General features: G+C 40.5%; 17 protein-coding genes. 5 read left to right on the forward strand and 12 right to left on the reverse strand.

All coding sequences use genetic code 11. The features are described from left to right. Positions 1 to 90: 90 nt before the first annotated feature. The 4 genes from ACNR9Q_RS12330 to ACNR9Q_RS12345 form a co-directional block, all read right to left on the reverse strand. Positions 91 to 936 (reverse strand): hypothetical protein, encoded by an 846-nt coding sequence (locus ACNR9Q_RS12330; RefSeq protein ID WP_419211520.1) that lies wholly within the window; start codon positions 934 to 936, stop codon positions 91 to 93. Between the two features lie 29 nt (positions 937 to 965). Beyond that, positions 966 to 2,063, reverse strand: coding sequence for a hypothetical protein (locus ACNR9Q_RS12335; protein WP_419211521.1), 1,098 nt, complete (start codon positions 2,061 to 2,063; stop codon positions 966 to 968). Between the two features lie 5 nt (positions 2,064 to 2,068). Further along, positions 2,069 to 3,376, reverse strand: coding sequence for an OmpA family protein (locus tag ACNR9Q_RS12340; RefSeq protein ID WP_419211522.1), 1,308 nt, complete (start codon positions 3,374 to 3,376; stop codon positions 2,069 to 2,071). Between the two features lie 155 nt (positions 3,377 to 3,531). Next, the gene (locus tag ACNR9Q_RS12345) at positions 3,532 to 7,542 is read right to left on the reverse strand and encodes a two-component regulator propeller domain-containing protein (protein WP_419211523.1); all 4,011 of its coding nucleotides are present in this window, start codon (positions 7,540 to 7,542) and stop codon (positions 3,532 to 3,534) included. 79 nt (positions 7,543 to 7,621) lie between these two features. Between ACNR9Q_RS12345 and ACNR9Q_RS12350 the strand changes: the two genes are divergently transcribed. Next, on the forward strand, positions 7,622 to 8,179 hold the full coding sequence (locus tag ACNR9Q_RS12350) for an RNA polymerase sigma factor (protein ID WP_419211524.1): 558 nt from the start codon (positions 7,622 to 7,624) through the stop codon (positions 8,177 to 8,179). Continuing rightward, positions 8,158 to 8,889: a hypothetical protein gene (locus tag ACNR9Q_RS12355; protein ID WP_419211525.1), complete on the forward strand. Its 732-nt coding sequence runs from the start codon at positions 8,158 to 8,160 to the stop codon at positions 8,887 to 8,889. The genes ACNR9Q_RS12350 and ACNR9Q_RS12355 overlap by 22 nt, the downstream gene beginning before the upstream one ends. On the opposite strand, the gene ACNR9Q_RS12360 is transcribed toward ACNR9Q_RS12355, so the two are convergent. Beyond that, positions 8,851 to 11,907 (reverse strand): CHAT domain-containing protein, encoded by a 3,057-nt coding sequence (locus ACNR9Q_RS12360; RefSeq protein WP_419211526.1) that lies wholly within the window; start codon positions 11,905 to 11,907, stop codon positions 8,851 to 8,853. The genes ACNR9Q_RS12355 and ACNR9Q_RS12360 overlap by 39 nt on opposite strands. A gap of 153 nt (positions 11,908 to 12,060) precedes the next feature. Here ACNR9Q_RS12360 and ACNR9Q_RS12365 point away from each other — a divergent pair, with 153 nt between their 5' ends. Beyond that, positions 12,061 to 12,345, forward strand: a complete 285-nt coding sequence (locus ACNR9Q_RS12365) for a hypothetical protein (RefSeq protein ID WP_419211527.1) — start codon at positions 12,061 to 12,063, stop codon at positions 12,343 to 12,345. 338 nt (positions 12,346 to 12,683) lie between these two features. On the opposite strand, the gene ACNR9Q_RS12370 is transcribed toward ACNR9Q_RS12365, so the two are convergent. The 5 genes from ACNR9Q_RS12370 to ACNR9Q_RS12390 all read right to left on the reverse strand — a co-directional run bounded on the left by ACNR9Q_RS12370 (position 12,684) and on the right by ACNR9Q_RS12390 (position 20,053). Continuing rightward, a complete protein-coding gene (locus ACNR9Q_RS12370) occupies positions 12,684 to 13,286 on the reverse strand; it encodes a DUF2652 domain-containing protein (protein WP_419211528.1) in 603 nt (200 codons plus the stop codon). A gap of 46 nt (positions 13,287 to 13,332) precedes the next feature. After that, positions 13,333 to 14,757 carry a TolC family protein gene (locus tag ACNR9Q_RS12375; protein WP_419211529.1) on the reverse strand — a complete coding sequence of 475 codons (1,425 nt, stop codon included), beginning with the start codon at positions 14,755 to 14,757 and terminating at the stop codon, positions 13,333 to 13,335. A gap of 6 nt (positions 14,758 to 14,763) precedes the next feature. After that, the gene (locus ACNR9Q_RS12380) at positions 14,764 to 17,913 is read right to left on the reverse strand and encodes an efflux RND transporter permease subunit (protein WP_419211530.1); all 3,150 of its coding nucleotides are present in this window, start codon (positions 17,911 to 17,913) and stop codon (positions 14,764 to 14,766) included. Positions 17,914 to 18,011: 98 nt separating this feature from the next. Continuing rightward, the gene (locus ACNR9Q_RS12385; protein WP_419211531.1) at positions 18,012 to 19,181 is read right to left on the reverse strand and encodes an efflux RND transporter periplasmic adaptor subunit; all 1,170 of its coding nucleotides are present in this window, start codon (positions 19,179 to 19,181) and stop codon (positions 18,012 to 18,014) included. A 275-nt stretch (positions 19,182 to 19,456) separates the two neighbouring features. Further along, positions 19,457 to 20,053, reverse strand: coding sequence for a TetR family transcriptional regulator (locus ACNR9Q_RS12390; protein WP_419211532.1), 597 nt, complete (start codon positions 20,051 to 20,053; stop codon positions 19,457 to 19,459). Between the two features lie 636 nt (positions 20,054 to 20,689). On the opposite strand from ACNR9Q_RS12390, the gene ACNR9Q_RS12395 reads away from it, so the two are divergent. After that, positions 20,690 to 23,119 carry a TonB-dependent siderophore receptor gene (locus ACNR9Q_RS12395; RefSeq protein ID WP_419211533.1) on the forward strand — a complete coding sequence of 810 codons (2,430 nt, stop codon included), beginning with the start codon at positions 20,690 to 20,692 and terminating at the stop codon, positions 23,117 to 23,119. A 3-nt stretch (positions 23,120 to 23,122) separates the two neighbouring features. Then, complete coding sequence (locus tag ACNR9Q_RS12400; RefSeq protein WP_419211534.1) at positions 23,123 to 24,412, forward strand: PepSY-associated TM helix domain-containing protein; 1,290 nt, start codon at positions 23,123 to 23,125, stop codon at positions 24,410 to 24,412. A 209-nt stretch (positions 24,413 to 24,621) separates the two neighbouring features. Here ACNR9Q_RS12400 and ACNR9Q_RS12405 read toward each other — a convergent pair whose 3' ends face one another. Together ACNR9Q_RS12405 and ACNR9Q_RS12410 are read right to left on the reverse strand one after the other, a co-directional pair. Beyond that, a complete protein-coding gene (locus ACNR9Q_RS12405; RefSeq protein ID WP_419211535.1) occupies positions 24,622 to 24,807 on the reverse strand; it encodes a hypothetical protein in 186 nt (61 codons plus the stop codon). Continuing rightward, positions 24,807 to 24,989 (reverse strand): hypothetical protein, encoded by a 183-nt coding sequence (locus tag ACNR9Q_RS12410; protein WP_419211536.1) that lies wholly within the window; start codon positions 24,987 to 24,989, stop codon positions 24,807 to 24,809. Before ACNR9Q_RS12410 ends, ACNR9Q_RS12405 begins: the two co-directional genes overlap by 1 nt. Between the last annotated feature and the right edge of the window lie 141 nt (positions 24,990 to 25,130).

Below are 25,130 nucleotides of genomic sequence, written 5' to 3' on the forward strand. Positions count from 1 at the left end.
TGATTTGATAGGGAGTCATATCTGGTGGTGTTGAGGTATTCCTATAATACTCCGAGGGAGTTATCCATTCCCATGGAGATGGTGGTGGCTTTAATAATAGGTGATCAGGCTGGGAGTTGACGATGACGTTTTTGTCCCCGAAAAATCTTCCTGGGTGGTGGCTGCTAAACCACGATACCCGGGATTTGACCAAGTGATGTGGCCGCTAAACTTACCTTCATCCGTCATATATACCGAGAAAGTGCCCTGCTTCCCCTCCTTGGTCTTAATTGTACCTTGATAGTATTTTACGCTGCTATTTGGGTTAGACCCACCTGTAATGGCACCTTCCAAATCAAAAAGTGTACTTCGGTTTGATCCCGCAATCGGTTTATTGGCTTTTCCGTTGATGTGCAACCGATCCGAGGCCACTATTTTGAGTTTGCCAACGGCATCGGTCTGCCAGGTGCCCGTCCAAATGTTGTGGGTATCGGGCAGGAAGTCCTTGTTTATCGTTCCCAATTTTTTTTCCGTTTCCCTTTTTTCAATTTGTTCTACCAAGCTGGGGGGCAGTTTTTTCTCTCCGTTCCAGGTATCGGCCTGCCATATATCCTTTCCTTCCACCTTATAGTATCCGGTGAACTTGTTTTTATTATTGGCTGCGGGCACAAACCGAAACTCCCCCATTTTTCCCATTCCGGTGCGGTCAAAGCTGTTAGGGGTACGGGTATAGGTTCCTGTAAGCTCCCCATTGGTTATCTTCCCTACCAGTTTTCCATCAGGAAAGGTTCCGATATATTCGCCATAGCTATTTTTGGTGATGTCGAGTTTCCACAATGCATCGGTGTGGGTAAACCTGGTATTCCATTCCCCGACCCAATCGTTGGTCTGGGCCTGTATGGTCATTGTAGTGATCCCCAACAGGACCATGGTAAAAAATAAGTGTATTGTTTTCATCTGTTTCGTATTACTATTCATTTATGTTTTTATTCGATGACGATTTCTAGGTCGCTAGCTAAAGATTTGGGGAAAGGGCTGTCCAAAATGAGGAGTGTTCCATTTTTCCATACCACGGCCTTAAGTTCGTCTCCATATTCTGATTCGAGATATCCGCAGGCGTATACCGTATTTCCGACTACTTTAATTTTTGAGATAACACTTTTCTTATATCCTGCGGTTTCCAAGGCCATGGGTATCCCGTTTTTCCAAATAGTGGCCTTTGCACTATCGGAATCTAGGTACACCATCCCGGCGGCATACACCTCTTTTTCTGAGACGAATAGTGAATAGACATAGGAATCTTGGGTCCCATCACCAAGGGCAACGGCCCGTCCGTTCTTCCATATTTTTGCCACGGAAAAGCCGGTACTGTTGTCCTCATACCCTCCGGCATACACGTCACCATCGGCAAGGAAAATGGTTCTTGCCCGGGCATTAAAGTTACCGTCGGTAAGTTCCACTTGGGTCCCGTTCTGCCAGAGGGTCGCAATTTGATGTGGTTTTGCCACATATCCCACGATGTATGGATGGCCCGCTTCGTCCACGGCGATATCGTAGGCAAAGGAGTAAAAGGTTCCATCGGTAATATCTTTATCTGCATCTTGGGTCCAGGCCTTTATGATCCCATCACCCCCATAGGAGGCCGCGACATAGGGTACCCCTTCATAACTACATATGGCTGTTGCGTAGGAATCATCATCCTCATCGAACAAAGTGGTTTCTTCTCCATTTTTCCAAAGTTTGGCCACATTAGACCTGTTTGGAGATTGGCCATAGCCTATCAAATAGCGGTCTTTTCCAATAATTTCCAGTCCTTGTGCTATGTTGTTAGAAAAGTCATCGGAAAGGGTCTGTGGCACCTTGTTGGTCCACAGGGTGGCCACCGCCTTGCCATAACCGTTTAGCTGAACCCCTGCCACATAGACCACGGTATCCTTTTGCTGTTCAGGTTCAGGTTCAGGTTCAGGTTCGGGTTGTTGTACGGGATTAGGCTCTGGCTGGGGTTCAGGACCATTATCGTCCTTGCCACAGGCCCAAAAAAACACCGCGCATATCCCTAGGTAAAGAATGGACTTAATTTTCATTGGAGTTAGTTTTTAATGAATTCCACCCGTCTGTTATTGGCCTTGCCCGTAAGGGTATTGTTGTCGGCAACGGGCTCCGTTTCGCCTTTGCCTTCAAATTCAAGTCGATTTTCGTCTATATTGAATTGCTCCACCAAGACTTGCTTTACGGCCTCGGCCCTATTTTCACTAAGGGATTGATTATAGGCTACATCACCACTGTTGTCGGTATGGCCCACGATCTTCAGGTTCAGTTGGGGCGTGGCCGTCAGCACGGCTGCGATTTCCTTGATGACACCATAAGATTCCGGTTTTACGATCCAACTGTCATAATCAAAATAGATACCTGTAGTAGCGTATTTTCCGTTTTTGAGCAGGAGAGATCTCAGGTCTTCGCTGGATTCTGCGATCATAAAATTGCTGATGCCCACAAAATGCCCTTTTTCAGGCAGGATGTCCCTGGCTTCGATGATAAATTGGCGACCCAATTTTCCCTGCAAGAGGTTTGGGGAGTCCACATATTTTTCCTCATTTAACCACAGGCGCAGTCTTTTTTTGTTCACGGCGATGGAGATATGCACCTTGTTGTTTAAAAGCTCGGGAAGGTTGCGCTCGATTCTATTGGCGATGCGCACCTCCGCCTCGGCCCCAAAGTTCTCCACATTGTTGAGGATAAAAGAATCGGAGAATAGGATCTCCACATCGGCCACGCTCCCGGCTTGGCCCATGCTGTAGGCTTTTTTAGGCAGAAACGCAAGATACAGTTTACTGTTACCGCTGGTGTTTCCGTACCCATGGGAAATCAAATCGAACTCAATCGTATAGTTTTCCGGAAGTTCGTTGGCTATTGAAGGGTAATATCCCGATCGTCTTTGTAGGGAAAGCCAACTGTCTTCAATCCCTTCCAACATCACAACTTCACCAGAACCCGCGGTTTCCCATAGAGCGGGAAAATCCCCGATGTCGTCTAAACCAAAAAAGTCATTGAAAAGTTGTTTGTTGCCCGGTACAAAGGTGAATTTGGAATAGACCCCGAAAGTATTTGGAGATCCCCCATCCATACCTTCTGTTCCACCTAGGTCGTCCATGTCATCATTTCTGGATTCTGAGGAATCCTTTTTGCTTTTTTGCTTTTTTGGCTTGGTCGCCTTATCATACACGGTATCTATTTTTTTAGAGGTTTCGCGCTCAGTTATTTCTTCTGTCTTGCGAAGTACGGTTTCTTCGGCCGCCTGTTTGGCACGGTCCTTTATTTTCTTTAGAAATTGTGCTTGGCCGCTCTGTAGAAAAGCCGTCATACAAAGTACTGTAATGAGGTATTTTTTAATGTCCATATTTTATGATTATTGTGAAATCTTATTTGTCTCCAAAAAGTCTGTCAGGTTTTGGCTTTTGATCGATTCAAATGTAGGAGGGAGTCAACACTGGGGATGCACGATATGTAACAATCTATGGAACAAGTGTAACGTGTTATTTAATCAATTGATTATCAATTATTTGAATCAATGTATTCCATAGGTGTTTTACCATAGGCCTCCTTAAAACATTTGATAAAATAGGAAGGTGTGTTGAATCCGGTGCTATAACTTACCTCTGCAATGGTGGCATCAGAATTTTTAAGCAGTTGGACCGCTGACTTTAAACGCTTGGAACGAATAAAGGCTGAAGAGGAAAGCCCCGTAAGGGCAGTGAGTTTTCGGTGCAGTTGCATACGGCTCATACCCATTTCCCGGCTAAATTGAGCGGCATTGAAAGTGGGCTCCAAGAGGTGTTGATCCAATATTTTTTGGGCCCGTCGCAAAAATTGCACATCGGTAGGGGTAAAGGAAACTTCTGGATGCTTGAGAACCCCGTCTTGTTGGTAGTTTTTCCTCAATTGCTTTCGCAGAGCGATTAGATTTTCGGCACGCGCCTTTAGCTTTTCGGGATGAAAGGGTTTTGTAATGTAATCGTCCGCACCGGTTTTTATGCCTTGGATCTCGTCTTCCAATTTGGCTTTTGCAGTCAACAGAATTATGGGTATGTGCGACGTGCGTTCATCCTCTTTCAAGGTATTGCAAACTTCAATTCCAGAAGTTATGGGCATCATAATATCTGAAATGACCAGATCAGGTACAAACTTTATAGCTTGTTCAATACCTGATCTTCCCTCACCTGCGGTCAAGATTCTAAAATGTTCCCGGAACAGTCCGGCTATGAAATCTTGAAGATCTTTTTGATCTTCTATGATGAGGATCAACGGCAGTTCTTCACCTTGCCCAGAAATAGTTGAAATGTTGTCCAGTGGGATCTCTTCTTGCTCCAAAAGTGTGGTTTCCTTGATTTCTTTCGGTTTAAATGCACTTTTTTGAATGGGCAGTTCCACTATAAATTGAATCCGGTTCGTGTCGATTAAACTGACATCCACAGTTCCATGGTTCAATTTGACGAGTTCTTTGACCATGGATAACCCAATACCAAACCCATCCGCTTTTTGGTTGACCTGATAAAACCGATCAAAGAGGATGTCCAAATGGGGGAGTTGCCCAACGGTCAATTGATTGGTGATCTCCAATCGCAACATAAGCGAACCTGTTCGGAACGCATTAAAAGTGACCTTTCCTTTTTCGGGACTGTGTTTTAGGGCATTGGACAACAGGTTGTTCAGAATTTTATGAAGTACGTCCACATCATACCATGCGTCCTTCATGTCCGCGATGCGATACGAAAAAGCAATGTTTCTTTTTTCAGCCAACGGGATAAAGGATGAGGCCGAAGCCTTTAAAAAGCCATCCACATTGCCTTTTTCCACGTGCAATTTTGCGGAGCCGGATTCCAAAAAGGAGAGTTCCAAAAGTTCATCTACCAGACCCAGGAGTTGGGTGGAATTTTGATCGATCAACCTAAGGTCCTTTTGTAGCTGTGGGGACAGGTCGGGATCGTTCAACCGTTTTTTTACGGGAGCGGAAATCAAGGTCAGTGGTGTCCTGAACTCATGGGATAGATTGGTGTAAAGTTTGTTCTTGTAGGTATCCAGTTCTTTCAGGCGTATGGCTTCGTCTTCTTGATATTTTAACTTCCATTGCATTTGCCAGCGCCATTTGAAATAAGCATAGGCAATGTAAATTCCCAAAAGAAGGAGCACTGAATAAACGCCCCATGCCAAACTACTGGTGTACCACGGTTTCATTATGGTAAAGGGATATATGTCCGGAACATCGTTCCAAAGACCATCATAATTGCTGGATTTTACTTTAAATGTATATTGGCCCGGTGGAAGATTGGTATATCGTACCATATTGGTGTTGTCAGCATGTACCCAAGCGTTGTCGTGCCCTTCCAATTTATATTGGAATTGATTTTTTTTAGGAAGCGAAAACTGTAGGCTCGAAAATTGAAAGGCCACCGTGTTTTGGTTTGCCTTGAATTCGGCATGGGGAACCAACGCTTCAGGTTGATTAAAAATTTCAAGGCCAGTGATGACCGTTTTGGGAAGCACCGGATTTACACCTACCAGTGATGGGTTGAACCAATAATAACCTTCCAGTCCGCCAAAATAGAGGTCACCATTTTCGGCCTTATAATAAGCTCCGGTATTGAATTCTGTGGCAAGGCCATCGTAATTGTTGTAATTGGTGATCACGGGCGGGCTGTTCCAATCCTTGGGGACACTGAATTTTGTGATCCCCTTGTTGGAGCTGAGCCAAAGATTGTTTTCGGAATCGGGCAGTATGCCATAAATGACATTGTTGGCAAGACCATCTTCTTCGTTATAATGGTAAAATTTGCCACTGGATAGTTCCAAGGCACAGATTCCGGCACCATAAGTACCTATCCAAAGAACGCCTCTGGGATCATAGTGTAATGATTTGATGTGGTTACTGCACAAGCTGTTTTTTTGTATGGAATCCGCTGAATAGGTCGTTACTTTTTTACTTTCTAGATCCAATCGGGCAATACCATCGTCTTGGGAGGCAATCCATAGGATCTTGTCATTTTCAAAAGCCATGGCCCTGATATTGTTGGAAGGCAGGTTTTTTCCTGAAGGGGTATTGTCATAAGTTTCCAAAACCCCGCTATCGCTACCAAACTTGATGAGTCCTTTTTCCCTAGTGCCCAACCATTTATTTCCTTGTGCATCGGCTTGCATGCACCAAATGGTCTTGCCGGGGAATTTTATCGTAGAGGTCTCATCATATGTTGTGTATTTTCCATTTTTGTCCCTAATGTTCAATCCTCCTTCTTGGGTGCCTATCCAAAGTTCGCCATTACTGCCTGGTAACAAACTCATAATTCTGTTGGAACTCAATGCATTCTTGGTATTCTCCTTGGTAAAGGTCTCCCAGCTATCGTTCATGGGATCGTAATAGGAAAGGCCTTTACCACTGGTACCGATCCATACCCTATTTCTTTGATCTTTGGTCAGTGCCCTTACTACATCAATACTGATATTGGCCGGGGTCTGTAAATTGGTAAAGGAGTTGAATTTTTCAAGGAACGGGTCATAATAACTGACCCCGGCACCATCGGTACCGAACCAAACGGTTCCGGTATAATCTTCATAAATACTCAAGATATCCTTATAATGAATAGTGGTGGGATCATGCTTATTGGGAAGGAACTGGTTCAACTGGTTCAGGTTCAGGTCAACTTTAAAAACCCCTTCGCCATAAGTTCCTATCCAAAGTTGGTTACGGGAATCCAAAAGCATGGAGATGGCATACACATCATCCAATAATTCATTGGCGTCATCAATAAAAATGTCGGGGTGTTTAAAGGTTTCGACGTCTTTTTCCCTATACCAAATTCCATTGCCATAGCTTCCTATCCATTGGGTTCCCTTTTGGTCAAATAGGATGTTGCTGTAGTTGGCCGATGATAGTTTGTTTCCATCTGGCCAGTGCGAAGTTGCTGTTTTGATGTCCAAAGGATTGAAGGATACAATTTTATTTTCACATCCTAACCAAATTATCCCCTTATCATCTTCCGTAATGGAATAAATGGTTCCGACAAAGTCCGGTTTTAATACATGTTGTATTTTTTTACTGTTCGGGGATCTCATAAAAAGTCCTTGGTCATAACTACCAAACCAAAGTCGCTCCTGTCTATCTTGATAGATGACACTTATGTTATTTAGCTCTGGAAGGGCTTGGAACTTGTTCGAGACTGTATCCAAAAGATGGGGAATGTGAGATACAGGCAGGGACCATATCTGTCCTTTACGGTCCACATATACCTTTCCCAGCTGGGAATAGGTTGGATTGGTAATGTCCTCAAAATACTGTGGGAACAACTCAAATTTTCTCCCATCATATCTATTAAGACCATCCTGTGTGGCGATCCATAGATAACCGGTACTGTCTTGTGCCAAAGAAATGGCCGAGTTTTGCGATAGGCCTTCTTTAATGGACAATTGCCGGAACGAAACTTGGTTTTGCGGGTAAACGGAGCTGATGTTCCCCAATAGGAACAGCCCTAAAAAAATGCGAAAAATGATGGTTCTTGAGGTTATAAGATCCATTTCTGTTAGTATGTTTACCTTATAGTTTGTAAAACAGGACAAATGTTAACCGAGAAATCGACCAAGATTTAATTTTTGGATGGAGAAACACTATGTTGATGACCTTCGGTCGGGAAATGAACTACAAGTTAAAAAACTCTATTATGCCTTTAGGGAGCCTTGTTATGGTTTGTGTGGTAAATATGGGATATCCCCTGATGACGCCGCTGACATTTATCAGGATTGCTTTTTGATCATGAGGGATTACGCAATATCGGGAAAACTTTATGCTGTAAAAGGTAGTTTTAAGACCTATCTTTTAGGTGTTTTCAAGAATCTTATTTTTAATAAGTTAAAAGCGGACACTTTAAAAAACACGATCGATATGGGACAAATGAGGGCGGAGGAGTCTGTTGATTCGGAGGATGCCCTTACGGAGGAGCAACGCATTTTTGCCATAAGTTTTGAGGAATTAGGTGAAAATTGTCGGGATTTGTTAACAATGGCACTTTACAGGGGACTAACCAATGAGGAGATCACACAAATACGGAGCTATGAGAATGAGGCCGTAACAAGAAGTCATAAATCTCGATGTATCAAAAAATTAAAGGATATTGTTAACCGGAACAGAAACAAATGGACAGACAAGAACTCATAGAAAAGTATTTGGCCGGGAAGCTTTCGAGTGAGGAAGCTGTTCATTTTGAAACCTTGATTCAAAAAGATATGGAATTTAGGGATGAGGTTGTCTTCTTTGAGCGTGTAAAAAAGGCGGCCAAGGAACATGACCAAAAACTGTTCAAGAAAAAGTTGCAAAACTTTGATGTTGAAAAACCAGTTTTAAAGCCCAAACGGTATTGGACCATCGCGATTGCAGCTAGTGTGGCCCTATTGATGGGAATCTATCTCTACAACATTTCACAACCCATAGATCCGAACAGTTTGTTTTCTGAATATTTTAAGCCCGCCCAAAATGTTTCGCTGCCGTTGGTAAGGAATGAAGGGGAGGATACATTGGCTCTGGCTTTCTCTGCCTATGAACAGAATACGTATTCCCAAGCCCTGAAGCTTTTTGATGAATTGGATCCGGATAAAACTCCCGCTTGGATTGGATATTATAAGGGCAGCGCCTTATTGGCATTGGACAGAACTGAAGAGGCCATTAAAGTATTGGAGCAACATGTCGCATCGGGAGATTCATTGGCTCTTCGTTCCCATTGGTTCTTGGCATTGGCCTATTTGAAAAAGGGGAATTACAAAAAGACGAAGGAAGAACTTTCCATGCTAAAGGGTTCAAAAGATTCTTTCAAACAAGAAGAATCAAAGGAATTAATGGCCCGCATTTCCAAATCGCTTCCAAGTCCATAAGCTCCCCAATAAAAAGGACAACGCAACAATCCACCACCATGGTATAGCGGTGTTTTCGGTTATGGCATCCGTGTTTCCTGTAACTACAAAACCTGCCCAATAGTAAGGATGTCTTAATAGCGGGTCTTTTATGGTATGCAAATAATCCAATTTGGCATTTTTTAGGGCTACATCCTTGGTCTGTCCTTCTTTTAGATGTTTGTAAAAATATTCCATGAGCATGGCCGTTGCGCGGTCGTCCACTTGCCAAAGCCCCATCACCGTAGTAGGAACCCCTGCATACGTAAATGCACGGGCCAGGCTCATAATGCCTTCACCATTCTTAAAACTTCCCGAACCCGTGTCACAGGAACTCAAAACGGCCATCTTGGCATTGAGATGTTTATTATAGATTTCCGAGGCAAAAAGTTTTTCCTCACCAAAGAAAAGGGCCGAACGATCAGGGTCAATGTCCACGGAAGAATGGGTGGCAATATGGAGCAGATCATAGTTGGGCGCTTCTTTTGAAAAATTTTCCTTCCCTGTATGGGTGTGCTTGTCCCCAGGGAAATATTTCAATATTTGGGAGATTTCCTTTTCAGCATATGGAAGCGTACTTAATTGGGAAGCGGTTTGCGAAGAGGAAAAAGCACCCATTTTATTTTCGGGAGTGTTCTTTTTGACCGCCATTTGGGCTTGGTATAGAATCAGGGATGGAGCATAGGATATTGCTGGCATTTGGTCGGGATCAAAAAGTACTTCAAAAGGAAGGTATGACAATAATCCATCAGGTATGATGACCATGTGTTCCACATTTTTAGAAATAGATTCGGGCAATAGGGCTTTTTGTAAATCTGAAGATAAATGCTCCCTGTTTCGCAAGGCCTCTAAAAGGGTCTTTATTTGGGTGTTCAGCGATGGTTTTTTGCCCAGTAAATGGGTGATGAGGTGATTTTTTCCAATTTCAAAAAGAAAAAGCTCATCCTGCGTGTATAGATATTTTAAGATTATGGTGTTCCCCTTGAGTTCATTTTGTAGGGAAGTGATATCAAAATCATGAAATAGAAGGGTATAATAACCGGCATAATCCTTTTTGATGGTTTCCATTAGTTTTCGCTGCTCCCACTTAAGACTATCGATGTTTTTTTCCCAGAGCGAAGTTTTTATGGAGTCCTTTTCTAATGGAAATGAATAGCGTTTGGAAAAATAGAATTCGAGCTGTGAACGGAGGTCACTTTCCTGTTCCAATATGGACTTTGGTAGTCCCATTTTATTTGCATGCTGGCTGAACATAAACCGAGACCATGTCAATCTGGAAGCATTGTTCTCACTTTCATTGACGATTTGGGCGATAAGCGGACTCTTTTTTATGGACAATACGTGGGCACATTCCAGAAGTCGGGCCATAAGGGAGGTATATGTCTTGAAAAGCTGTTTATTGTAGCGGTCGCCCAGATATAGGTTGTGGAAGAGTTGAGATGCCAAAAAGTACCGTTCCAACCCTGTTTTCAAATCATGGTTGTCTTTCCCTTTTTGATACCGGTCAAAATAAAAATCGCCCATGGCCATAAATCCTTCGACCGTTTCAAAAGAGATGAGGGGTTTTAGGTCTTTGTAGGAGACATGCCCTGCTCTGGATACATTGTGCAAACAGGCCTCGGACAGTGCATTTTGAAAATTGTTCTCCGCTTCATTCGTGCGCTCCAAGGCCTGGAGGGTCTTTCCATTTAAAATGTACAACGGGAAAAGTTCGGCCCTTTCCTTTCCGGTTATGGTGGGTATTAATTTTTCCAAAAAAAATGAGGCTTCTTCCCATTTTTCTTGTTCCACCAATAATCTCGCCTTGGTTGTGAAAAAAGGGTAGGGGTCCAGTTGGAATTTTGATAATGTTGCTATTGCAATGGTACTGTCCATTGCGGCCAAGGCCTTTATGGGATATTCCTTTTTCATGAGCCCTGCATACTCTTGCCATGCCCACGATTTGTATTCGGCTTCAAATTTGAAGCCCATTTTGTCCCGGGTCGGGATCCTGTTCAAAAGCGAATCAATTTCCTTTATGCCTGCCAAAGAATCTCCTTGTTTTAAGTGTAATGAAATTCGATCGACAGATTGGGACAGATTTTCATGGTATTCTTCTTCATGGTTTCTAATGAATGATAATTGAGCCGTTGACTCCTGCTTGAAAAGTTTTTGTCTTTTTTGAAGAATATGTTCGGCGACCTCTATGTCCCCATAATTCAAGTACCATTGAAACAAGCTGCCATAGCATCGGTATAAATAACCATTGTCATCACTGTTTTGAAGTTGTTCCCAAATGTCCCGAGCTTTTAAAAGCGCGTTCAGTTCCTTTGATCGGAATCCCATTTTATTGTATTCCTGTGCTATGTTCAGGTAAGCTTGGGCAATGTCAGTATGCGGGGACTGTAATATCTTTTCGTAAAGTTCTAAGGATTTCTGATAGTATTCCGCGCTCGTATTATAACGGCCCAATTTTCCGTTGATGTAACCAATGTCGTAGATCAGATCTACAATTTTTTTATCCTTTTCACCCAAGGTGTCTTTTAAAATCTTATATCCTAAATTTGCTTCTTTCAGGGCATCTTTCCATTGACCTAGGTAACCTTTTTCGTGATAAATTCTGTTCTGTAGGTCATATAAATACCGTTTATCCTTATTTGTGGCTGGTGCGTAGACCACACGTGCTTTTTCAATATAATTTATGGCATCTTGGAGCAATAGTTCTCGTTCTCGCCTGGAAATAGAATCCTTGGGATTGTAATAATCGTAGCTTCTATTTTCTGAAATGCAAGCTCGGGTATGGTAATATTTGGACCACAAATAGGCTTGGTAATCCTTGTTGTACTGGTCCACATGCTTCAAAGCTTTTTTTCGCATGATAAGGGCTTCCTTATAAGCTTCTGTATTGTGCAGTGAATCTGCCAAAATAGAAATGGAATCTTTGTGAAAGAAATCTTGAGCTTCCCCAAAAAAGGACATGAACCCAAAACAAAGCAATAAAAGGGTCTTATTTTCTGGCATGGTTCTATATGAACCATGAATTTATGTCACATGATGGAAACCTACAATATTAAAATGGGTTTTAGCTACGAATTCGGCATTGAATATTTAAAGTCAAATTTTTAAGGAAAAATAGGTTATGGAATACTTCTGAAACTAGAAGGACCTTTGAAAATGAATTCCAAACCAAAAGATCTAGAAATCACTAGGAAATTCCTCGTTTTCGGACTAAGAGTAACCAGCATGAGGAGTGCCAATAATCCGTTTGCCGGAAGAAAGCCTAAGTTCAAAGTTGCAACGGAGAGAGAACACAACTATCCCTTGGCCTGTAATACTTTGAACCGGAACTTTACAGTCTTTAGAAAAAAACTAGTCCGGATATCCGATATCACCTCTATGGAAACTATACCGGGATGGGTGTTCCTGAGCGTAATCATACTTATACCCATACAGGCCTAGGTTGGTAATATTTAACAATAGCTATGGATTTGGCTGATGGAAAGGTTATCGGATGGTCTTTAGATACCGTTATGAAAGCAGAAAACACAGCTGTAGCAAAAATGAAAATGAGAGTTATTAACAGAACTGAACATCTTCCTCAAAAGGGGAGCAAGTCCACCAGATCTCGAATGCATTCAAAATTATTTTGAGAGTGTTTAAAGACCTCTAGTCTTGCAAGATTTTTAGCTTCATGAATTTGTCACTCAAAGGAATAAGAGTTCATTATTTTTGATAGTTCCATTCTGATTTATAAATGGATTTTTCCCTCTTTTCATATTTGATAATTACAAAATTACCTATGCTATCGCTAATGTATTTTCTATCCTATATTTTGAATTTTTAAATGGGTAAAAAGAATAATGAAGTTTACCGATGTCGTATTGATCGTAATGCTGTTGTGAATCAATATTTTTACCGCTATCTAATTCTAATTGATTTAATTTTTCTTGATACGCGTTGGTAATGAGCGTATAGGTTCTATAGGGAATACTGTTCTTTAAAAGACGATGTGCCTCTACAAGGGTATTCCCGAACAATTTATTGAATCCATCGGTTGAGAACTTGCCTATGGTACCATAATGCACCACTAACTTTAAAGATAGATCGGCAACATTATGGTATAGGTTTTTATAGTAATCAATCTTCTTATTGAACTCTGTAAGCATTATTTCAAACTGAAGCAATATCTTACTAATGGGGTAAATGTGGTCTAATTTGTAAAATAGGACAGCGTCTCCTTCAATTTCTGAAATTCTAAAGGATAGGTAATTCGATTTTATAATGGTATGCAAGAGGTCTGAAATAACTTCAGCCCCAATTTCATTATCAATTTCTTTTACAAACTTTGAATAGCCACTTATGTCTACAATAAAAATAATTCCCTCTGAACTTTTTTTCATTTTACTTAAGTTTTAGTGGTGTTGTGTTCATTTTAATAGGTAACAATTATGGCGTTATACCGAGTGCCCGTATTAAGGTTACCCTACCAATCAATTCTTGACCGAATAACTGTACACTGAGTTGTTCCGCTTCAAGAACCTGTCTTTCTGCGTCTACAACATCAATGTAGTTCACTAGGCCTTTTCTATATCGTTCGCCAGTTAAACTTGCCGCATCTATTGCTGCACTGACAAATTCTTGTTGTGCCAATAATTGCTCATGTACCCAGTTTAATTGCGCATATGAGTTTTCTATTTGTTGGTACGATAGTAAAAGCTGTTGGTTATATCTTTCTTTACTTTCGTTCAATTCACTTTCTCTAAGTTTAATTTCAGAACGTTTTTTTCCACCTTCAAAAATGGGCAAGGAGGCGGTGATACCAGCAGCCCAGTTCTTGCTATTGTTTTCGATTAAATTAGAGCTGTTCCCAGATAGATATCCATATGACCCACTTGCATAAAAAGAAGGTAGCAGTTGTTTTTTTTGGCTTCTAGCTAATTTTTCTGAAGATTCCAATCGAAGAATGGCCGCTTTTAGGTCAGGTCGGGTCGCAGCAACCATATCCTTTTCCAAGAGTAAAATTTCAGGAGGCATAAATTCAATAGTTGTCGGTGCTATTGTAAAAGAAGTGGCGTCGGCTCCTGTTAATAAGGCTAAAATCAATTCAATCTCCGAACGCAATTTTTCATTGTTCTTTTGTTGAACCTGTACCGACGATAGTTCTGATTTAGCCCTGAGAACATCTATTTGACTAACCAGACCAGCCCCATTTCTGACAGTTGTTATTTCTAGATTATGAATACGGGTTTCTTCGGTCTCTTTGAGAAGGTTTTTTTCAGCATCTAATTGTAGTAACAGAAAGTAATTTTGGGCTACTTCTGTTAACACCTGTAGTGTAATGTCTTTTTTATTTTCCTCCCTAGAACTAGTAAGTAATTTATTGGCTTTTACCTGGTCTATATTTTCTCCGAAAATATCCAGTTTATAGTTCAATACCAAAGGCACTTCAAAGGTGTTTAAGTTCACTCTGTTCAGCTGCCCGCCGAAAGGATTTGGCCTATTCCCAGAAAGTTCTTGACGCATAACAGAAGGTTCTAATTTTATGGATGGGAATAACGTAGACATCACAATCCTTTTTTGTGCCCGGGCCTGTTCAATTTTGGTCTGAGCAATTTTTACATCGATATTGTTTTTAATAGCCAGACCTATTAGGCTATCCAATTGCTTATATCCAAAAGATTTCCACCATTCTTTATTTCCGGTTAAGGGTTCTGCAGTTTTGGTAATGGTATCCGTTCCTATGAACAGGGCAACATTCTTTTGTGATATTGACTGCCACCTCCATTTTTGAATGGTGTCCGTTTGGGCATATCCTTGAAGCATTAGTAAAAGGAAGGCAGTTCGGAATGTTATGTGTATTAAATATTTCATTTTTGACTAAGCGTTTATTTGTGGTTTGTTTTTAAGTACTAGTTTTCTACATAATACATAGAAAACAGGGGTAAAGAGAAGGCCAAAGAAGGTAACCCCTAGCATGCCACTGAAAACTGCCGTACCTAAAGATTTTCTCATTTCAGCACCTGCCCCTTGCGCGATTACCAGTGGGATGACGCCAAGAATAAAGGCAAAGGCAGTCATTAGAATGGGGCGTAGTCTTAATCTGGCCGCTTCCTTGGCCGCTTCTTCCAAACTATAGCCTTGATCTTCCAGTTGTTTGGCGAATTCTACGATTAGGATGGCATTTTTACTAGCCAATCCAACTAAGACTACCAGTCCGATTTGAGTTAGTATGTTGTTGTCCATACCAACTAATCCTACCCCGAACATCGCAGATAGTAAACACATAGGAACTATCAGGATTACCGCTAAGGGGAGAACCCAACTTTCGTATTGCGCGGCCAATAATAAGAACACGAACAATACGGCAAGTAAAAAGGCAATAACAGCGGTATCCCCACTATTTTGTTGTTGGTATGCAATTTCTGTCCATTCGTAATCCACTCCTTGGGGTAAAACTTTTTCAGCTAACCTTTCCATAGCTGCCAATGATTCTCCAGAACTATAACCATCAGCGGCATTTCCGGATAATGCTAAAGCAGGGTAGAGGTTGTATCTAGGTACTCTTGCGGGACCGGAAATGTTTTCCAAGGTTCCTATGGCGCTAAGGGGAAGCATTCTATTTTCCTTATTTTTTACTCGAATACGTCTCAGGTCTTCGGGAGCATAGCGGTAATCCCCATCCGCTTGTGCGGTAACCCTAAAAGTCTTTCCATTTAGGTTGAAATCGTTGACAAAAGCCGATCCCATATAAATTTCTAACGCACTTGAAATTTCATCGATGGGCACCCCTAGTTTTTGGGCTTTCTCCTTGTCCAGGTCAAAGAATAGTTGTGGAGAACTGGTATTGAAGAAGGTAAACACATTGGTCAACGCTGGATCTTGATTGGCAGCGGCCATTAATTCATAACCGGATTGCAGCAGTTGCTCATTACCCAAGCCCGCTCTATCTTGAAGCATCATTTTAAAACCGCCTGCACTACCGATACCTCTTACCGGTGGAGGGGGAATTACGATTATAAATGCATCGTCTATTCCTCCCAATGAGCTAGCAAGGGTTTGCTGTAAGTCTATATAGGATATACCTTTTTCATGGCGTACTTCAAAGTCATCCAATGCTGTAAAAATTACTCCGGCATTTGAGGAATTGGTAAAAGTAGCGGCATCAAAACCAGTAAAGGCAATGGCATCTTTTACACCATTAATGCTCAAAACGCTATCAATGGCTTGTTTAACCACCTTATCGGTTCTTTCCAAAGATGAACCTGGTGGAAGTTGTATTACCGATATAAAATACCCTTGGTCCTGTTCGGGTATAAAACCTGTAGGCACTCTATAGAACGCAAAGACCGTAAGCGCTATAAGACCAATGTAAACGAGCATTACGGTTTTACTTTTACTTATAAAACTAGTTGTAATGCGACCATATTTATCGGACACCCAATCCATACCTTGATTAAACTTGGCAAAGAATTTAGGCACTATACGCATTGTAGCCACATCTTTATGAGCAGATGTTTCTTTATGTGGTTTCATTACAATAGCTGATATTGCTGGACTTAATGTCAAAGAAACGAATACTGAAATCATGGTGGAGACCGCAACAACTACCCCAAACTGACTGTAGAATTTACCGCTAATTCCATCTAAGAATAACGTGGGTAAGAATACCGCAACAAGTACAAGGCCCATAGCAATTAAGGCCCCACCCACTTCGGTCATTGTTTTTTCGGCCGCTTTTCTAACCCCCAGGCCAGCTTTTAAATTCCGTTCCATATTCTCGACGACAACAATGGCGTCATCGACCACAATACCGATTGCAAGAACAAGTCCGAACAACGTTAAACTATTTAAGGAATAGCCTAGAGCCTGCATCACGCCGAATGTACCAACCAAAGAAACAGGTATTGCCAGAATAGGAACGATGGCAGCTCTCCAGGTTTGCAGGAAGAGGATAATGACCAAGATGACTAGAATCACGGCCTCAAAAATAGTACCGCCGACCTCGTCAATGGATTGTTGTATGAATTCTGTAGGATTGTAAGCGATACGATATTCTATATCTACTGGAAAATCTTTTGAAACTTCTTTCATGGTGCTTTTAATGGCATCCGCAGTTTCCAAGGCATTGGTTCCCGGTCTTTGAAAAACGGGTAATGCTACAGCTGGATATTTGTTTAAGTATCCCTTGGTGGCATAACCTGCCGCTCCTAATTCAACCCTTCCTATATCCTTAAGTCGTACCAGTTGCCCGTTTTCGCCATTTCTGATAATTACATTTTCAAAATCGGCAATGGTATTCAGTCTTCCTTGGGTTTGAATGTTGATTTCAAATGCATTTTGGTCGGTAATGGGCTGTTGGTTTAGGGTACCACCGGCAATTTGAACATTTTGTGCGCGCAAGGCTTGTAAAATTTCATTGGGTGTCATGTCCAGATTCGCGATTAAATCTGGATTTAACCAAATACGCATAGCGTACTGATCTCCACCGAACATTCGAACGGACCCGACCCCATCGATACGGGATAATTTATCGATGATCTGAAAATTGGCATAATTGGCCAAATAAGTTTGGTCATATGTACTTTCAGGAGATATCATATGTATCACCATCATCAAATCGGGGGCACTTTTTTGAGTGGTGACCCCAAGTCTTCTAACCTGTTCAGGTAGTCTTGGTTCTGCTATAGCCACGCGGTTCTGCACTAATACCTGGGCTGCGTCAACATCTATACCTTGTTTAAATGAAACGGTAATTTCCAAGGCCCCATCGTTAGTGGCTTGTGAAAGCATATAGATCATTCCTTCGACACCGTTTATTTCTTGTTCAAGTGGAGTGGCGACAGTCTTGGAAATAGTTTCTGCACTGGCTCCGGGATACATTGCCCGTATAACGACCGTTGGTGGTGCAACTTCGGGATATTGAGACACCGGAAGTGCAAAATAGGCCAACCCACCGACAATCAGTACGATGATCGATATCACAATGGATAAAATAGGCCGTTTTATAAAATTATGGCTAAAATTCATTCTTGTTATTTTAATTTTTTCACTTTGTTGTGGGAAATAGAAATCCTTATCCAGCCCTAATTTTCAGGCTAGATGTTGATATTCAATACTTTGCTGTTTTAATTTTTAGTGCTGGCTACAGTGTTTTCATCTATAAGTAGAAAAGATTCTTTCTTCGGATCTACAGCCATTCCGGGTCTTATTTTAAGCAGATTGCCCACAACTATTCTATCATCGCTAGATAGGCCTTCAAGCACTATTCTATACTTTTGATGATAAAGTTTTCCTAGTTGAACAGGTTTGACCTTAATCGTATTGTTTTCATCTATCGTATAGACAATTTTTTGCGATTGATTGGACCCGATTGCTTCATCCGGAATTAGAATGGCGGATTTTTTTTCTTTTACCAGTCTAATTCTGCCGAACATACCCGACTGCAAGTTCATTTCTTCATTGTCAAAAATAGCCCGCTCTCTTACGGTACCGGTACTTTTATCTACTTGATTATCTACGAAATCTAGAACACCTTCCCTAGTAAAATAATCTTCATCGGAGAGCTTAACTTTTACTTTTTGAGCAACGTTGTTGTTGATGATGTTTGAAAAGCCATTTTCATCCCCTTCGAAATAGAAATGAATAGGGTTTATAGTCAGGATTGTAGTTAGTATCGTTGCGGTAGAGGAGCCCCCGGTTACATAGTTTCCTTTATCAATAAATTTTTCGCTAACAATACCACTTATAGGCGCTTTGACTTCGGTGTATTGTAGGTCCAATTGCGCTTGCGCCAAGTTTGCTTTAGCCGCCATTAGTCTAGCCTCGGCAGATTTAGCAATTTGTTGGCGCTGTTGTACCTCTTCACCAGAGACTGCCCTAGAATCTTGTACTGATGCAATACGGTTATAGTCGCTTTCTGTTCTGCTCAAATTTGCTTCAGCTTCTAGTTTTTGGGCTTCAGCTTGCTTTAAGGCAATATAAAAAGGGCGTTGGTCTATGACGAAAAGTACTTGGCCTTTCTTGACAGTTTCACCGTCTTCAAACCTGACCTCTTCAATATATCCGTTGATTTTTGAACGTATATCTACCCGTTGGGATGCCTCGAACCTCCCAATATAATCTTCCCAATCATCTATGTTCTCCTTGATAGGATTGATATAAGGCACAGGTAGGGCACCCGCACTTTCGTCGGAGGCTTTTGACTCTGTACATGCAATAATTAATACTGAGGTAGCAAGTACTAATAAGCTAATAATAGTTTTTGTATAATTCATTTGTATAATTTCTATTTTCATTTTATTAAATTTAAAATATAGTTGACCAGTCGGTTATAAACAATGTAAAAAAGTAATCTCTATTTTATTCATTTGATATAGTGTTACATTCAGCTATATACATTCCTTGTAGTTGAAAATGGATATGTAATTCTAATGGTTTTTAAGTATGATTCAACAATAATAGTTGACCAGTTGGTTATTAATAGTGTTTCTTAGCTCATTTTTTGATTGAATTTAATGTTAATATCGCCTTTAGATATAGTTGACCAGTTGGTTATCGTATTGAAAAAAAATTATTTGATTATCACCGATAAAAAATTCAGAAAATTATCCAAGGGTTCTGAACTTTTGGTCTCCTTCATGGAGGTCAACATGCCTTTAAATGAGTCTTCTATAAAATCCACGATTTTATCGGCCTCGATCGGATTTGTAATTTCGTTGGCATCTTGTGCTTTTTTGACAACATCCCTCACTTGTAATCTTATTTTTCGTTCTTCCGCCAAAATTGTAGTACGAATCTTTTCACTATGCTCGGCCATTTCTGTCGACATATTTGAACCCATACATCCTAACGTACAGTGTAATTTTTCTTTTATATACTTCACTCTAAGTTTATAAAAATTTAAAATACATTCCTTAGGGTGGGTATCTGCATCGTTGAAAATGTCTTTTATGATGTTGGCCCTTTTATTTTCAAAATATTTCTCCAATACCTTAACGACATAATCTTCTTTTGACTCAAAATAAAAATAGAAAGATCCCTTGGGTACTTCAGCCGCGTTTACAACGTCATTTATACTAGTTCCATTATATCCCCTGGACCACAGAATACTGAGGCCTTTTTCTATCAGATAATCTGATTTTTCGATATGTTTTGAACTTATTCCCAATGGATATGAATCAATTTGACACCGCAAATATATGACCAGTCGTCTAGAAAAGCAAAATATTATATTCAAAAAATTTGTTAATTTATTTCTATGAAAATTTCTAGGATGGTTACTCTTATCAAGTAATTGTTCCTTCCTAAATCCCAAACCTATATTGGTGGTACTTTTTCTACGTTGTGAAGTCCGTCAGCTTTCGATTGTGTCTCGGCTATGGGATTGGACATAAATTGAAAATAGTGTAAAATATTTAAGGTCTGTATTTACCAATTTTTAGTTTTCCTCTGTTCCATGGAACACGAATCGCTTCTGGACACTTTGCATAACCAACCTCTCTTAACCACTCTTTCTATAAAAATTTTTACCATATCGGATTTGGATAGGGTAGGGACGAAAGGGAACCATGCATCGCCAACCGACCGTTTTTCACCTCTTTAGGGTATGATAAAAATAAGAGAATCTAATTCCCAGCATGAAGAAAAAACGGACAATTGAACTGGATATAATAAGAAATAGGAGTATTCCTTTCCAAAATTAAAAGCTGCTGACATAAAAATTCGAAATAGAATTAAAAACATTATTTAAAATAAGTCTAAATAAAAATAAATTTATATTTTTGGGCCTTCAAAAAAATAACCAATGAAGACTTACACATTTTTATATCTATTATTACTGTTCAACTTCACCTTATCATCTGCTCAATCCACTTCTATCAAAGGTAAAATAGTCGACTCCGATGGTATTCCGCTTTTTGGGGCGAACGTTATATTATCAGAAAATTCGGGTACTACTGCAGATTATGATGGTAACTACAGTTTCTCAGATATTCCTTCCGGAGATTATATCCTTAAGGTGACCTTTTTAGGTTTTGAGACCCAGCAAAAAAATGTATCCCTAAATGGGCAACAAGAACTAAAAATTGATTTCGCACTTAATTCTTCCAGCGAGCAATTGCAAGAAGTAGAAATAACGGGAAGAAGTGAAAAGTCGTATAAGAACAACCTGACTTTTGCGGCTACTAAAACGGCAACCGCCATTAAAGATATCCCACAGGCCGTAAGCTATGTCACCAAAGAAGTTTTTGCAGACCAGCAGGCTTACAGGGTCAACGATGTGATTAAGAACATCAGTGGTGTTAACATGTATTCTTATTATGATGACTTTACATTTAGGGGGTTTCGCTCTGGTGATACTTATATTAACGGGTTACGCGTGGTAGGCTTATTTGGCCCCGAGCCTCTTTTAGCCAATATTGAACGGGTAGAAGTGATTAAAGGACCTGCTTCCGCTATGTTTGGAAATTCCATTCCTGGGGGCGTGATGAACCGGGTTACTAAAAAACCGCTTACACAAGATCGTAAGGCGATCAACTTCACGCTGGGTAGTTATAATACCCTACGTACTACAGCGGATTTTACAGGACCTATCAATGAAAATAAAACATTGCTCTATCGACTCAATCTAGCTTATGAAAACTCAGATTCCTTTAGAAATCTTCAAGAGAAAAAGTCCTATGTGATTGCACCTTCGATTTCATTTTTACCAACCGAAAAGACCCGAATCAACTTTGATCTGGTCATTACAAACTTTGATGGGAAATTAGATCGGGGACAACCTATTTTCGGCGCTACTTCTGGAAGCGATATTTATTCAACGCCAGTTTCTTTTGCAATTGGTCAAACTAGTGATTTCCAGAGAACAGATGTAGTCTATTCTACCCTTTCATTAAACCATCAGTTTACAGACAATCTTTCTTTTAATGCTTCTTATATAAAATATGCTGCTCAGGAAGATTTGGAGGAACACCGAACATCCAATCAATTTGCACTGGATGCCAATGGGGATCCTATTCCTACTTTGATGGGAATGCAAGTGATAACCCGAAAAGGTCAGACCATCGCTGACAACTTATCTTCCTACTTTGTTTATAAAGCAACTACCGGGGCTTTAGAACATAAACTGGTTACAGGGTTTGATTATAACGAACAAAAACAACCTGTTGGCAATGCGCAATCTTTTGCCCGGGGATATTTATTAGAAGGCGGCGGCGCATCTACAAGTGCAGCCGATTTTGCAAACTTTTTAAGAGATGATGCCGGAAACCCAGTGCCTAATGTGCCACATTTTGATTTGCAAAACCCGACCTACAATGTAGCTCGATTGAGTGATTATATATTTATCAACTCCCCTTCAGATCCTACAAAATACTATTCTTACGGTATCTATATTCAAGACCAGATTAAGTGGAATAAGTTTCAACTTTTATTGGGAGGAAGACAGGAATACTATAATGACATCACCAATTTTGATCAGCCCGACGAACAAACCACAACACAAAACAAATTTCTTCCTCGCGTAGGATTGGTGTATAGCGCTACCCCAGATATTAATGTCTATGGAACATATACAGAAAGCTTTCAACCTCAAGGAGTAGCCGCTTTGAACAATCCACAAGCAGGCGGACCCTTTGACCCTGTTACCGCGTATATGCTTGAAACCGGCGCAAAAGGCGAGTTTTTCAACAAACGCTTAGCAGCAAATCTTGCAATCTATTATATAGAGAATAACAACATTCTTGTTAATGCAAATGACACTACCAATCCAGATTTGTTAAGACAACGTGGTCAGGAACAATCCAAAGGTGTTGAACTAGACGTCAACGGACGAATTCTACCCAATCTAACTCTTACTGCAAATTATGCCTATAACGATGCTACAATAACAGAAAGTGATAATCTTCAAGAGATAGGCACGCGCAAAGAAAATGCGCCCTTACACCAAGGTGGTATTTTCGGGAAATACACCTTTACCGGAGAAAACCTAAAAGGTATTGGTATTACATTAGGTAGTAATTTTGTTGGCAAGCGAAATACACGCGAAGCTACTTTACAACTTCCTTCTTATGTTGTAGCAGATGCTGGGGTTTCGTATAAAGTAGATAAATTCAACATTCGTTTCTTAGTCAATAATGTTTTTGATAAAACCCATTGGGTAGGAGGCTATAGCTATACGCGTTTATATCCTGGCACACCTCGTAATTATTTACTAAGCGTGGGCTACACGTTCTAAACTATGAAGTTCTCTAAAAAGTTCTTTTTCAATATCCATAGTTGGATTGGTATCCGTCTAAGCATTCTTTTTTTTATTGTTTGCTTTTCAGGAACGCTCGCCACGCTAAGCCACGAGATGGACTGGCTGTTCAACCCTGAAATGCGGGCAACCCCAAAAAAGGAATTAGCTTCCCGAAATTTGATTGTTTCAAATTTTAAAAAGCTATACCCCAATGCTAAAGTTCAATTATGGATGCGGCCCAATGAACCCTATTTATGTGATATTCTCTATAAAATAGAGAATGAGAATCTAAGCTATGTATTTGCCAACCGATATACGGGCAAGATTCAAGGGGAGTCCGCATTGACCGTTCAACGTTTTTTTAGAGACCTACATTATTACCTGTTTATTCCGTTTCAAATAGGAAACTTTGTCGTCTTGTTTTTTGGATTTATGCTATTGATCTCGCTGATTACAGCGATTTGCTTTTATAAAAAATGGTGGCATAAACTTTTTGAGTTACAAACCGGAAAAGGAGCATTGGTCTTTTTCAGAAGTATACACCGGCTAGTAGGTCTATGGTCTATCCCATTTTGCCTTTTATTCTCCATAACAGGAATTTGGTACTTTATAGAACGTGCCAATGTAGCGGGAATAGGGGAGCAGGTAAATCCAAGGCCTCCTCAGCTCTCAGATACTGAAGAAACAGAACTTTCTGTTAATCTTACTTATGCCATAGATTATGATAAAGCTGTACTGATCGCTCAGAAAGAAATTCCAGGCTTGGTTGCTGGAAATATGTATGTTCCGCAAAAAGCTACCGATGTTTTGGGAGTTATTGGTAAAAGCAATGTGCCCCTAGTACGTCAACGTGCTAACCGGGTTCTTATAAACCCTCGTACAAATACGGTCGTTTCTTCTCAGAAAGCATCGGAAATCAGTACCGCAATGTGGATTAATGATAGTGTAGACCCGTTACATTTTGGGTATTGGGGCGGACTATTAACAAAATGTATCTGGTTTATTTTTGGATGCGGAATATCCTCTCTAGTTCTCAGCGGAATTTGGATTACCTGTAAACGCAAAAGCATTAAAAGGAAAAAAAATAATCAACCTATAATGGGACAATGGCGTTTTATCAATTGGGGACTGTTCGGAGTACTTATGAGTTGCATGTATTGGGCATTACTTACTAAGTATCATGTCTCCTTTTCGGCAATCATTTACATCTCTTTGGGTTGGTCGATCTTTATTTTCTTAAGTTGGTATATTTTTGAATACCGACTCAAAAAGGCTGTTTACAAGGCTTGATTTATTTTTTGGACTTACATCAAAAAAGTGGATACTTAGATAAGGGCCCTGCCGCTGATTTTTAGTTATACATTTCGTTGTTAAATTCCTATATGGTTCTGTAGTCCAATATCGAGTGTGTCATCTTTAACATGGTACACGATCTTTATCCACTTGAATAAAGATAGTTCCGCTTATAATTTTAAGCTATAATTTTCATGGTACCCCTTTTAGGCCTTCAAGCTCTTGAAGAAAAATTCCGCAACAGCATTGTCCCGGCAGTTCTTCCCTTTCCTGCCAATTAATCGTACTACCAAATGATTATCTTCTTTAAGGTTATCGGTAAACCCGTTATTGGTATATTGTGAGTCCCTATCGGAATGATAAATAAACCTGCCCGCAATAAGGTTCGACATTACCTAAAGTCACGTTCCAATATATCGGGAGCTATCTGATAATCATAATTGGTGTCCGTGGTAATCATGAACTTTCTTTTTCTTTTGGCCAGATGTCCGTTGGTCCTTATTATCCCGACCACCGTGGGCCATGCGGCCGGATATCCCTTTTTAAGAGTTCGTTCATGAACCTTGGGGCCCATAACTCTCAAAACTTTCCTTATAAACATCATGTGTGGCCACCGGCAGAGCCTCGTTCTCGGACCGCTTTTTGGACGGTACCCCACCCGGTTCAACCGATTGCAATATCCACTTTTACTTTCATTGAACATTTTCTACATCTT

The sequence above is a fragment of the Maribacter sp. X9 genome, from assembly GCF_048537565.1.
Taxonomy (GTDB): Bacteria; Bacteroidota; Bacteroidia; order Flavobacteriales; family Flavobacteriaceae; genus Maribacter.

Excerpts from the sequence above, each read along its gene's own strand:
- ACNR9Q_RS12330 (WP_419211520.1), bottom strand. The coding sequence starts at position 936 with ATGAAAACAATACACTTATTTTTTACCATGGTCCTGTTGGGGATCACT.
- ACNR9Q_RS12335 (WP_419211521.1), bottom strand. The coding sequence starts at position 2,063 with ATGAAAATTAAGTCCATTCTTTACCTAGGGATATGCGCGGTGTTTTTT.
- ACNR9Q_RS12340 (WP_419211522.1), bottom strand. The coding sequence starts at position 3,376 with ATGGACATTAAAAAATACCTCATTACAGTACTTTGTATGACGGCTTTT.
- ACNR9Q_RS12345 (WP_419211523.1), bottom strand. The coding sequence starts at position 7,542 with ATGGATCTTATAACCTCAAGAACCATCATTTTTCGCATTTTTTTAGGG.
- ACNR9Q_RS12350 (WP_419211524.1), top strand. The coding sequence starts at position 7,622 with ATGGAGAAACACTATGTTGATGACCTTCGGTCGGGAAATGAACTACAA.
- ACNR9Q_RS12355 (WP_419211525.1), top strand. The coding sequence starts at position 8,158 with ATGGACAGACAAGAACTCATAGAAAAGTATTTGGCCGGGAAGCTTTCG.
- ACNR9Q_RS12360 (WP_419211526.1), bottom strand. The coding sequence starts at position 11,907 with ATGCCAGAAAATAAGACCCTTTTATTGCTTTGTTTTGGGTTCATGTCC.
- ACNR9Q_RS12365 (WP_419211527.1), top strand. The coding sequence starts at position 12,061 with ATGAATTCCAAACCAAAAGATCTAGAAATCACTAGGAAATTCCTCGTT.
- ACNR9Q_RS12370 (WP_419211528.1), bottom strand. The coding sequence starts at position 13,286 with ATGAAAAAAAGTTCAGAGGGAATTATTTTTATTGTAGACATAAGTGGC.
- ACNR9Q_RS12375 (WP_419211529.1), bottom strand. The coding sequence starts at position 14,757 with ATGAAATATTTAATACACATAACATTCCGAACTGCCTTCCTTTTACTA.
- ACNR9Q_RS12380 (WP_419211530.1), bottom strand. The coding sequence starts at position 17,913 with ATGAATTTTAGCCATAATTTTATAAAACGGCCTATTTTATCCATTGTG.
- ACNR9Q_RS12385 (WP_419211531.1), bottom strand. The coding sequence starts at position 19,181 with ATGAAAATAGAAATTATACAAATGAATTATACAAAAACTATTATTAGC.
- ACNR9Q_RS12395 (WP_419211533.1), top strand. The coding sequence starts at position 20,690 with ATGAAGACTTACACATTTTTATATCTATTATTACTGTTCAACTTCACC.
- ACNR9Q_RS12400 (WP_419211534.1), top strand. The coding sequence starts at position 23,123 with ATGAAGTTCTCTAAAAAGTTCTTTTTCAATATCCATAGTTGGATTGGT.
- ACNR9Q_RS12405 (WP_419211535.1), bottom strand. The coding sequence starts at position 24,807 with ATGTCGAACCTTATTGCGGGCAGGTTTATTTATCATTCCGATAGGGAC.
- ACNR9Q_RS12410 (WP_419211536.1), bottom strand. The coding sequence starts at position 24,989 with ATGGGCCCCAAGGTTCATGAACGAACTCTTAAAAAGGGATATCCGGCC.